This is a genomic window from Streptomyces lushanensis (assembly GCF_001700515.1).
Classification (GTDB): Bacteria; Actinomycetota; Actinomycetes; order Streptomycetales; family Streptomycetaceae; genus Streptomyces; species Streptomyces lushanensis.
Genome location: NZ_MAUD01000197.1, coordinates 1 through 9,464, shown reverse-complemented (window position 1 = coordinate 9,464; position 9,464 = coordinate 1). Strand labels below are relative to the sequence as shown.

Here is a 9,464-nt window from a genome sequence, read left to right as displayed (position 1 = left end):
GGCCGGTACAGCGCGCCGTGCACCCCGGCCTGCACGAAGGTCCGTACCCGCAGGGCGACATACCCTTCCCGTAAGTGCGGACACACTCCCACCGAGATCACGGCGCACGGAGCACACACCGGCGGATGCGTGGTGACATACCCCGGCCTCCAGAACTCCGGGTCGTCCGCGTCCTCCCCGACCAGCCAGAGCGTGCCTTCGGAGGTACGGTCCGACGGGCCGCCGCAGATCTGGCACAACAGCCTTCGCATCGCGCGCCGCTGCCGCAGAAAGTGCACCTCCCCGAACTCCGGCCGCCCCTTCCCCGGACTGACCCCGATCCGCTTCCACAGCACGCCCATGTCATCGCGCTCGTAAGGGCCCTCGTCGGCGTACGCGATGCCGCCGCCCCTGGCGACCACCACTCCCGTGGGCCGGCGCTCCGAGGACCAGCGGGAGATGTACGGCACGACATCGGGCCGCGGAAAGGCCCCCAGCGCAGGCCGTCCGCCCGCGCCCGCCTTCGACCGGTCAGCCACGCCCCGGCCTCCCGCCCCCGGCCGGCGCGGCGTTGCGCTCGGCCGCTCCCCGCACCGACAGCGACGCCCAGACGGCCTTCCCCGGTCCGGTCCGCTCGGCCACGCCCCACTCGTCCGCCAGGGCGTCGACCAGGAACAGGCCCCGCCCGTCCGACGCCTCGGAATCCGGCGTACGCGGCTGCGGGCGCTCCTCGGAACCGTCGTGCACCTCAATCCGCACAGCGCCCGAACTGCGGAAGTAACGCGTCTCGATGGTCTGTTCCGGCGTCACCTTCGCGTGCAGCCCCGCATTGCTGAGAAGCTCCGAAAGGATCAGGACGGCCGAGTCCTCCAGAACGGACAGCCCCCAATCCGCCAGCGCCTTCCGTAACTCCATCCGCGCGAACGCGACGCATCGCGGAATTGGGGCTCCATCGCAGCACAACAACGCCGGCGGCTGGGGCCAGTGGCTCAGCCAAGCCACACAGCTCGGCCGTGTTGCACGGGTGCCTCTCGGGATCAGTTCTGCGGATTGTATGTTCGATCATGTCGACGCTCCTGTCAGCGTTGGCCCCCCCCGGAGCCGTTCGCGCGGCTGCCGGGGATTCCTCTTCGATCCTGAGTGACCATCAGGCCCGTATCTGCTTCCATGCGGAGACAGTTGAGACGTGACGGCGGTAGCCTGGAAAACGCCCAAACGTCCCCGGAGAGACTCTTGAACACAGCGTTAAGATCGGCTATGGATGCGGCTGGCCTGTCGCCGCGGCGCCTCGCAGTCGAAGCCGGGGTTTGACCGCCAAGACCATCGAGCGGTGGCTTGCTGATGCCGAGCTGGTCCCGCACGCAAGAAATCGGGAAGATGCCTGCCGGGCGTTGGGAGTCGACGAAGAGATGCTGTGGCCGCAGGCAATAACAACCAGGGTGAAAACGGGCCATGACCGTGAGCTCGTCCATTCGTATCCGTACCGCAGCGCCTGCCCGTCGCAGGTCTGGAATGACCTGGTCGCCGGTGTGGGCGAGAACCTGTATCTCTGCGGCTACACCAACTACTTCTTCTTCACTCAATTGCCGTCGTTCTCCGAGACCCTGCGGCGCAAGGCGGAAGCGGGCTGCAAGGTCCGGTTTCTGCTTGGCGACCCGGACGGAGAAGTGACTCGGCAGCGCGAGCGGATCGAGGACGTGGCACTGACTGTGAGCACACGAATTCGAATTACGCTCGAGAACCTCGCCCGCCTTGACTCCCCGGAGGGGCTGGAAGTGCGCTACAGCGCCCCCGAGGACGCGGTCAATCACGTCAGTCTCAGCGTTTTCCGGTTCGATGACGAGGCCCTGGTGACCCCGCATCTGGCCCGCTTGGTCGGGCACGACAGCCCACTCCTTCACCTGCGCCGTCGCGGTGACGGAGGAATGTTCGGTCGCTTCGCGGATCACGCAGAAGAGTTGTGGGGCAACGGCGTACCCGTCGCATAGCCCGCACGTACCTCAGAGATGACAAGTGCCTCGCCGGCGGGCAGTCGATAGGCAACACAGGTCGGGCTCGTCGGGCCGAAACCGGGGCCTGTTTACCGCACACCTGTCCCTCTTGGCCTCGGGCTCGAAGGCGCCTGATGTCGTCGAGTGGATCAAAGCGTGGCGCTCGTGCGGGTCGCGTTGCGCGAGGTGTTGGGGCCCTGGCGCGGGGACCTCACCGGGGTGTCGTGCATCGCGGCAGGGGCGGACAGTCTGTTCGCACAGGAGGTGTGCGCGCTCGGGAGGCGGCTGGTGGTGGTGATTCCCTCACACGACTACCGGGAGAAGAAGGTGAAGCCGGACCACGCTCCGGTCTTCGATCTCCTGGTGCGGGAGGCGGCCGAGGTCGTGGTGATGCCGCACGAGACGGCGGACCGGGCGGCATACGAGAGCGCCAACGCGGAGCTGCTGAAGCGGGCCGACCGGCTGGTCGCGGTATGGAACGGCGCGCCCCCGTCCGGCAAGGGCGGCGGCACGGCGGACGTGGTCGTCCAGGCTCGCGAGGCCGGTTTCCCGGTGGACGTGGTGTGGCCGACCGGCGCGACCCGGCGTGGTTCCCGTCCGTGAACCCGAGCCCCCGCCGGGGTGTCGGCTCGTCCCCACACGCGGGGCCGCCCTGAATTGCCCGCCCGCACCGGGCGAACGCCGGGACAACCGGCCCGTCCGGCGGTTGAGGGCGTTGCCGGGCGGCGGCGCCGGGTCTACCTGCGGCGGGAGCGCCAGATCAGGTACAGCGCCGAGGCCACCGCCGCCGTGCGGAGGATCACCGGCCAGGCGCCGGAGAGCGCGTCGGCCATGCCGGTCTTCGGGATCGGTTCGCCCCAGCGGCCGTCCACGCGGCCCCAGAGCCAGATCAGACCGCCTGCCGCCGAGATGCCCGGAAGGCCGAAGACCGCCCATTTCGCCTCGGCCCGGGAGAGCGTGCGGGAGGCGTAGGCGAGGAGCCAGCCACCGGCCAGGGCCAGCCAGGAGCCGGCGACCGCGCCCACCACCAGCAGCGCGGCGGCCAGCAGCAGGAACGGGTTGGAGAGCCCGCGCCTCTTCGGGACGGCCGCCTTCTGGGCCTGGGAAGCCTTCTCGTCCCGCGGGGCCCCGTCCCCCGAGGCCTTCCCGTCCCCCGGGGCCTTCCCGGTCTTCTTCGTCCTCCCGCGTCGCAGCCGCGCGCGCCAGCGGCTCCGGGCCGTTCCCTCCGCCGCCGGGTCCCCGGCGGCTCCGCCGTCCTCGCCGTCCTCGTCGTCCTCCTTGTCCGGGTCCTCCGGCGGCGGTCTGAGCATCTCCGGGATCTCGATCCCCGCCAGAATTCCCGGGCCGCCCGCGCCCGCGTCCATCGGGCCCAGTCCGATCCGCCACCACTCCGGCTCGCCGAAGGACGGCGGGCGAGGGCCCGTCCGCTGCTCCGGGAACACGGGCCCCGGCTCGCGCCCCGGCTCCCCGTCCCCGGTCCGCTCCCCGGCCGGCTCCTCCCCCAGGAACACCGGTTCCGTCTTCCGCTGCTCGGGCACGGCGTGCCGCGGCTCCTCCGGTCCGGCCGCGCCCCGGCGGCGCTCCCCGTCCGACGACGCCGCCTCCACCACCGCGTCCGGCGTCCCCAGCCGTCCCAGAATGCGGCGTACGGCCGCCGGGTTGTCCGCGCCCCACCTGCCGCGCTGCCGGTCGATCTCGTTCCGCAGCGTCGACACCAGCCGCATCCGTTCCCCCGACGGAAGCTGCCGCTGCTGCGCCGCGTCCCCGACCCGACTCAGGTAGTCGTAGACGAGCTGGTCGCTCTCGATCCCCACACAGTCCTCCGCACAAGCGCGCCGCCACACGCGATGGTGTCGGAGTCATCCCCGAACGTCCACCCCGAACACGCGCGCCGTACGCCCGGTACGAGAAGGGTACGAAGCAGACTCGGCATCACACCCGCCGCCGACCCCGGGCCCCGCGGCGCGGGCGGAGCGCCCCTCAGGGGCTAACGTGGAACGGATGGGGAACCGCGAAGGCTGAGCAGGAGGCGCACGTGCCCGAAGGAACCGGCGGTACGCCACCGCGGACGCTCGCGGAGGCCCTGCGTACCCAGAGTGACGACTCCCTGGCCGCTCTGCTGCGCGCCCGGCCCGATCTGCTCACCCCCGTGCCCAGCGATCTCTCGCAGCTCGCGACACGCGCGGGCACCCGTGCCTCCGTCGTACGGGCCCTCGAACGGCTCGACCGGTTCACGCTCCAGACCGCGGAGGCGCTGGCCGTGGCGCCGGAGCCCGCGCCGTACGGCACGCTGCGCGCCCTGCTGACCGGCGACGAGGGCGACGCGCGGATCGAGGCGGCGCTGCCCGGGGCCGTCCGCACGCTCCGTGACCAGGCCCTGATCTGGGGCGGTGACGATCGGCTGCGGCTGGTCCGTACCGCCCGTGAGCTCCTCGCGCCCTCGCCCGTCCACCCGTCGCCGACCGGTCTCGGACCGACCGTCGCCGAGGCCACCACCGGCATGTCGCCGGGCCGGCTCCAGGAGATCCTGGCCGCCGCCGGGCTGCCCTCCACCCACGATCCGGTCTCCGCAGTCGCCGCGCTCACCACGCTCTTCACCGACCGCACGCGGATGGCCGCCCTGCTCGACACCGCCCCGATGGAGGCGCTGTCGGTGCTGGACCGGCTGGTGTGGGGGCCGCCGTACGGAGAGGTCACATCGAGCCCGACGCCGCCCGTGCAGTGGCTGCGGGACCGCGGGCTCCTGCTGCCCGCGACCACGCGTACCGTCGTACTGCCGCGCGAGGCCGCGCTGCATCTGCGCGCCGGGCGCGCGCACCGTACGCCGGAGCCCCTCGCACCCGATGTCGCGCCTCGCGCGTCCGACACGGCGGGAGGCTCGGCGGGCTTCTCGGCAGGCTTCTCGGCGGGTGGCTCCGCTGCCGGTTCGGCGGGCGCCGGAAACCGTTCGCAGATGGTGGACAGTACGGCCGCCGGCCAGGCGTACACCGCGCTCGCCACCATCGAGGAGCTGGCCAAGGACTGGAACGAGGGCGGGCCCAACGTCCTGCGCGCCGGCGGTCTGTCCGTACGCGATCTCAAACGGACCGCCACCGCCCTGGACGTCTCCGAGTCCGTGGCCGCCTTCTGGGTCGAACTCGCCTACACGGCGGGGCTGCTGGCCACGGACGGCGAACCGGACGAACGGTATGCGCCGACACCCGCGTACGACGACTGGCAGGAGCTGTCCTCGCCCGAGCGCTGGGCCCGGCTCGCCGGCGCCTGGCTGACGGCGACCCGTACGGCGGGCCTGGTCGGCAGCCAGGACAGCAAGGGCCGTACGCTCGCGGCCCTCGGCCCCGACCTGGACCGCGGCCCGGCGCCCGAGGTACGGCGCCGGATCCTGGAGCTGCTCGCCACGCTCCCCGAGGGCATGGCGCCCGACCCGGAATCGCTGCTGGCCCGGCTGCGCTGGGAGCGTCCGCTGCGCGGCGCGTCCTCCGCCGGACGCGCGGACGATCTGCGCTCACGGCTCGCGGCCTGGACACTGAACGAGGCCGAGATGCTGGGCGTCACCGGCCGGGGCGCGATCTCGTCGCACGGCCGGGCGCTGCTGGCGCGGACGCCGCAGACCGCGCCGGTGTCTCCCGACGGCCGGAACACGCGCACGGCGGCGGAAGCGGGACTCGTGGGCAGCCCGCGCACCGGGGACGGCGGGATCAGCGGTATCGGCAGCGGCGGTGGTGCCGGCGGCGCCGGGGGCGTCCACGGTCTCAGCGGTGTCGGACCGCGCGGGTCGGACGGCGCCGTACGCATCGGCGGCGCCGAGCTCACCGCCGCCGGACGCCGCGCCGCCGCCGCGCTCGCGCCGCTGCTGCCGGAACCCCTCGACCATGTCCTGCTCCAGGCCGATCTGACCGCCGTCGCCCCGGGCCCGCTCCTGCGCCCGCTCGCCGAACTGCTCTCCATCGCCGCCGACGTCGAGTCCAAGGGCGGCGCCACCGTCTACCGGTTCACACCGGGATCGGTACGGCGCGCACTCGACGCCGGGCAGTCCGCCTCCGATCTGCACGACTTCCTGAGAGCCCACAGCCGTACGCCCGTTCCGCAGCCGCTCGCGTATCTGATCGACGATGTGGCGCGCAAGCACGGCCATCTCCGGGTCGGTTCGGCCTCCGCGTACGTGCGCTGCGACGACGAGGCAGTGCTGGACGAGATCCTCGCCGACAAACGGTCGCAGGGACTGCGGCTGCGCCGTCTCGCGCCGACCGTCCTGTCCGCGCACGCCGATCCGACGACCCTGCTCGACGGGCTGCGCACCATGGGCTTCGCGCCCGCCGCCGAGTCCGCCGAGGGCGATGTGATGATCACCCGCGCCCATGCCCACCGCACTCCGCCCAGGACCGCGCCCGCGCCCGTTCCCGACGGGCCGCCGGTGCCGGACGCGACGCTGCTCGGCGCGGCGGTACGGGCGATCAAGGCCGGGGACCTGGCGGCCACGGTGGTCCGCAAGCCGGTCCAGGTGCCGGAGCCGTCCGCGCCTCTCTCGGCCGCGGCGGTCGCCGCTGCCGCGTCCGCCGCCGCCGGGAACGGCGAACTGCCCCGTACGACCTCGGCCGAGACCCTCGCGACCGTCCAGGCCGCCGCCATGACGGGCTCGGCGGTCTGGATCGGCTACGTCAACGCCGACGGCGCGGCCAGTCAGCGGGTCATCGCTCCGGTGCGGGTGGAGGGCGGTTATGTGACGGCGTACGACCACACCGCGGACGAGGTCCGTACGTACCCGCTGCACCGGATCACCGGAGTCGCCGAACTGGCCGACGACCCGGCGTAGCCCCCGTACGGCCTCTCAGGGACCGGCGCGCTCTCAGGGACCGGAGGTCTCCGCGGAAGCGGTGGCCTCACCGGGACCGGCCACGTACCCGATCAGCCTGGCCATGTTCGCCACGTACGCGGCCGAGCTGATGCACAGCGGCGGCTCGGCGGGCCGGTACGGCGGCTCCGCCGGCGGGTCCTTGGGGCTGTACGGCGAGGTGTCGCGCGTGTCGCCGACATGCTTGCTCATGTACGCCCGACCGTCGTACGGCTCGGCCGGGCCCGGCCCCCGGTAGGGGTTGGTGACGGCGTCCATGGGCGTCAGCCAGTGGTCCCGCGTCCCGAGCCCGGCCACGAGCGCCGCCGCCTCCGCGTCCGTCACGACGGGCAGGGGCAGGGGCGCGTCCCGCAGCAGATCGGACAGTTGCAGATCGCGCGGGGAGAAGTAGCGCGGCAGCGGGACGCGCCCGCCGTGCCCTCCGTGCCCGCCGGCGGGCGACAGCGGCGAGCGGGCGCGCAGATCGGCGATCTGGGCCGGGGTCAGCGCGGCCAGCTCCTCGTACGTCGCGCGCAGACCGGCCAGGTCGACGGAGCGCCCGCCCGAGTAGTGGCTGAGCGTGTCCCTGTGGTCGTGGTCGCTGTAGTACGCGCCGTTGCGGATGTTGGATCCGAAGCGGTGGACGAACAGCGCCCGGTTCGTACCGAGCTCGACGAAGGTCGGGTGCGTACGTCCGGCCAGCAGCGGATTCCCGGCTGTCTGATCGCTCGTCAGCCGGCAGCTCTCCAGCCAGTCGAGGGCCTCGGGCACCCGGCGCAGATACGCGCGGTCGCCGGTCAGCCGGAAGTAGTGGAAGAGCTGCTGGACATTGGTCTGGGTGGTGTGGGTGGTGAGAGCGCGCGGTTCGTAGGAGCGGGCTCCCGCCGGCGCCCCGGCGGGCCGGCCGCCCTTGGCGCGGGAGAGATGCTGGAGGCCCCAGCCCGCCTGCGGCCCCGGCTGCTGTGTCCGGCGCAGACACTCCATCGCGCGTACGACGGGACCGATCAGATCGCGGCGCCCGAGCGTCGACACGCACATCAGCAGGAACTTGATGTTCTCGCCGAGGACGTCGTCGTTGAAGGTGACGTGCTGGGTGTACTCGCCGTCCTCCATGCCGTGCCGTACCCCGGCCGGCAGCCACGGCGGGCGCTTCTCGGGCCAGGGCGTACGGCTGACCGCCCCCGGGAACGCCGGGAAGCGCTGCGGCCAGCCGCCGTCGGCGGCTCCGCCCTCGAACTGCGAGGCGAGCAGAAAGCCGATGACGCGGTCGAGCGAGCGCCTGAAGCGCGGATCGCGGCGCTCCGCGTACAGCCGCAGGATGAGCTGGGCGGCGGACGAGGTGCCCGCGTCGTCGAAGGTGGCGTTGCCGTAGTAGTGCTGGAACTCCTCCAGACGCCAGCCGTTGGCGCCGATCGTCGCGTACCAGTCGCGCAGGGACTCCTCACCGGCGAAGTCATGGATGTAGTTCCAGCCGCCGACGGGGAGCTGGGCCGCCACCAGCGCGAGACCGGTCCGCTCGGCGGCCCGGTAGCAGACCTCCTCGCCGGTGGCGTGGTACGCGTCGAGCATGCTGTGCCCGACGGACGGCGTGCCGGGCGGCTGGACCCAGCACATGGTGCGCCTGGCCTCCATCTCGCCCCAGGAGACGGAGAGATCGGGCAGATAGTTCCAGACGTATCCACCTCTGTAGGAGACGGTCTCGTCCATGAACGCGGCGGCCCGGCGCATGGCCCGTACCGTCCCGGCGCGCGGCGACGGATCCGCGCCTCCGGTGGAGGCGACGGCCGTACCTGGCCGTAGCACGGCCGGGGCCGTGAGCAGCGGAGTCATGGCGAGTTGATGGAATGTGCGGCGACTCAAGGGCTTCTTCATGGGTGAAGTGCCTTCCTCGGCGGTGGGGTGACACTGGTGCCGCTTGCCACCTGGGGAAGGTAGTGACACTCCGCATACTCTTCAAGTATGTGGACAACAATTCCGTACACGAACCGCGAAGAGTCAGGGATCGGGCGATGGACCGGCCGGTGGACCGGCCGGGGGCTCAGCCGCTGAACCGACCCTTCGCCGACTTCGCGGGCTTGGCGGACTTGGCGGGCTTGACGGACTTCGTGACCTTCGCAGGCTTCGCAGGCTTCGCGGGCTTCACCGGCTCCCGCCTCACCGCTTCCAGCGCGTGGAACCGCCGGCCGATCCGCCGGCCCACGAGCAGATACGCGATGAGCGCGCCGCCTGTGTTCAGGATCACATCGTCCACGTCGAAGGCGCGCCCTTCGACGATGGCGCCCTGGGCCAGCTCCACCAGCACCATCACCAGCGCCGTGAGCATCACTACCCGCACCATGCGCATCCTGCGCGGCACCAGCACCGGCAGCAGCAGCCCGAACGGCGCGCCCAGCAGCAGATTGCCGCCGATCTGCTTGCACGCGGCGAGGAAGGTGTAGTCCTCCATGTACTGCCGCAGCGACCGCCCCGGCCGCAGATTGGCCCCCGCGATCTCCGCCGACGCGGGAGACGGGGTCAGCGTCAACCGTGCCAGTACGGCGGAGAAGACCATCAGCGCGACCAGAGCCACGGCCACGATGAGGATCCGCGCCACGGTCCGGCCCCATGACCTGCGTACCGGCCCGTCCTCGGACTTCGGCGCGGGCCCGCGCACGAAGTCCGAG

General features: G+C 72.3%; 8 protein-coding genes. 3 read left to right on the top strand and 5 right to left on the bottom strand.

From position 1 onward, the window contains the following. A partial coding sequence (locus BFF77_RS17610; RefSeq protein WP_066950501.1) for a hypothetical protein occupies positions 1-518 on the bottom strand: 518 nt, incomplete at its 3' end. Beyond that, positions 511-942, bottom strand: coding sequence for an ATP-binding protein (locus tag BFF77_RS17605; RefSeq protein WP_281196514.1), 432 nt, complete (start codon positions 940-942; stop codon positions 511-513). The genes BFF77_RS17610 and BFF77_RS17605, both read right to left, overlap by 8 nt. A gap of 446 nt (positions 943-1,388) precedes the next feature. Between BFF77_RS17605 and BFF77_RS17600 the strand changes: the two genes are divergently transcribed. Further along, positions 1,389-1,967 (top strand): DUF5919 domain-containing protein, encoded by a 579-nt coding sequence (locus BFF77_RS17600; RefSeq protein WP_066950493.1) that lies wholly within the window; start codon positions 1,389-1,391, stop codon positions 1,965-1,967. 159 nt (positions 1,968-2,126) lie between these two features. After that, complete coding sequence (locus BFF77_RS17595; RefSeq protein ID WP_245703564.1) at positions 2,127-2,573, top strand: hypothetical protein; 447 nt, start codon at positions 2,127-2,129, stop codon at positions 2,571-2,573. Positions 2,574-2,707: 134 nt separating this feature from the next. Here the strand turns inward: BFF77_RS17595 and BFF77_RS17590 are convergent, their stop codons facing one another. Beyond that, positions 2,708-3,784 carry a hypothetical protein gene (locus BFF77_RS17590; RefSeq protein WP_066950486.1) on the bottom strand — a complete coding sequence of 359 codons (1,077 nt, stop codon included), beginning with the start codon at positions 3,782-3,784 and terminating at the stop codon, positions 2,708-2,710. A gap of 221 nt (positions 3,785-4,005) precedes the next feature. Between BFF77_RS17590 and BFF77_RS17585 the strand changes: the two genes are divergently transcribed. Further along, entirely contained in the window at positions 4,006-6,783 is a 2,778-nt protein-coding gene (locus tag BFF77_RS17585; RefSeq protein ID WP_066950481.1) for a helicase C-terminal domain-containing protein, read from the top strand. Between the two features lie 33 nt (positions 6,784-6,816). Here BFF77_RS17585 and BFF77_RS17580 read toward each other — a convergent pair whose 3' ends face one another. Together BFF77_RS17580 and BFF77_RS17575 are read right to left on the bottom strand one after the other, a co-directional pair. Then, positions 6,817-8,661 carry a pectate lyase gene (locus BFF77_RS17580; protein WP_066950506.1) on the bottom strand — a complete coding sequence of 615 codons (1,845 nt, stop codon included), beginning with the start codon at positions 8,659-8,661 and terminating at the stop codon, positions 6,817-6,819. A 178-nt stretch (positions 8,662-8,839) separates the two neighbouring features. Beyond that, the coding region (locus BFF77_RS17575) for a VanZ family protein (RefSeq protein WP_425424383.1) at positions 8,840-9,464 on the bottom strand (625 nt) is incomplete at its 5' end.

Excerpts from the sequence above, each read along its gene's own strand:
- BFF77_RS17600 (WP_066950493.1), top strand. The coding sequence starts at position 1,389 with ATGCTGTGGCCGCAGGCAATAACAACCAGGGTGAAAACGGGCCATGAC.